The organism is Arthrobacter sp. H41 (assembly GCF_000520535.1).
GTDB lineage: Bacteria > Actinomycetota > Actinomycetes > Actinomycetales > Micrococcaceae > Arthrobacter_D.
Genome location: NZ_KI914781.1, coordinates 1,896 through 3,080, shown reverse-complemented (window position 1 = coordinate 3,080; position 1,185 = coordinate 1,896). Strand labels below are relative to the sequence as shown.

At 63.6% G+C, this 1,185-nt stretch carries 2 protein-coding genes; both read left to right on the top strand.

What is annotated here, in order from left to right; genetic code table 11:
* Positions 1–206: 206 nt before the first annotated feature.
* The gene (locus tag Y705_RS17875) at positions 207–602 is read left to right on the top strand and encodes a hypothetical protein (RefSeq protein ID WP_049822365.1); all 396 of its coding nucleotides are present in this window, start codon (positions 207–209) and stop codon (positions 600–602) included.
* 188 nt (positions 603–790) lie between these two features.
* Positions 791–1,185: hypothetical protein (locus Y705_RS22225; RefSeq protein WP_081737840.1), on the top strand; the 395-nt coding region annotated here is incomplete at its 3' end.

Sequence of the window (1,185 nt, the reverse complement as noted above, 5' to 3'; positions counted from 1 at the left end):
GTCGATGTTCCCGCCGGTGAAACGGTGACCTTCACCGCCCCTGAGGAATCCGGTGAGTACGCCGTGATTTGCACCTATCATCCTGAGATGTCCGGCACTTTGGTCATCTCATGAGCCGGGCAGGAAGCTCCGCTGGAAACCGCAGGGCGAATCCTGCCGGGGAACGGGACCACGCGACCGGAGACCGGGGGCGCAATCGGCCGCTGATGATTGTCCTGCGCGTTCTGGTTGCGGTGGGTTTGATTGTCAGCGCTGTGATCCACTTCCAACTTGCGCCCGGTTTCCAGCAGGCTTATCCGGGCGGAATCGGCGGAGGCAACCTCTTCCGGATCCAGGCTGTTATGGCTATCCTCGCCGCCCTGTATGTCCTGATTCGGGGAGACCGGGCCGCCTACCTGGTGGCAGCGGTTGTCGCGCTCTCGGCGCTGGCGGCGGTGGTATTGCACCGGTACGTGCAGGTCCCCGCGATTGGCCCGATTCCCTCCATGTACGAGCCCGTCTGGTACGCCAAAAAAATCCTCACCGCAGTGGCAGAAGCAGCCGCCGGGATCCTCGCGATCACCGGCTACGTCCTCCTGCATCGGCGCCGGAGCAACACGTAAACCGATCCCGTCCGTGCTGGGTGGGAGAACCTCGCAAGGCGGTACTTCTATTGAACTGTGCGTGGTGTATTGCTAGCGGGTAGATCAAAGCCTCCAGCCGGGCAGGAAGCTCCGCTGGAAACCGCAGGGCGAATCCTGCCGGGGAACGGGACCACGCGACCGGAGACCGGGGGCGCAATCGGCCGCTGATGATTGTCCTGCGCGTTCTGGTTGCGGTGGGCTTGATCGTCAGCGCTGTGATCCACTTCCAGCTCGCGCCCGGTTTCCAGCAGGCTTACCCGGGCGGTATCGGTGGAGGGAATCTCTTCCGGATCCAGGCGGTCGTCGCCGTCCTTGCCGCCCTGTATGTCCTGATCCGGGGAGACCGGGCCGCCTACGCAGTGGCAGCGGTTGTCGCGCTCTCAGCATTGGCGGCCGTGATCCTGTACCGGTATGTGCAGGTCCCGGCGATCGGACCGATTCCCTCCATGTATGAGCCCGTCTGGTACGCGAAAAAAACCCTCACCGCAGTAGCAGAAGCCGCCGCGGGGATCCTCGCCATCACCGGCTACGCACTCCTACACCGACGCCGACATAACCCGTA

What these genes read in the sequence shown, in the direction of transcription:
- Y705_RS17875 (WP_049822365.1), top strand. Translation starts at nt 207, where the DNA reads ATGATTGTCCTGCGCGTTCTGGTTGCGGTGGGTTTGATTGTCAGCGCT.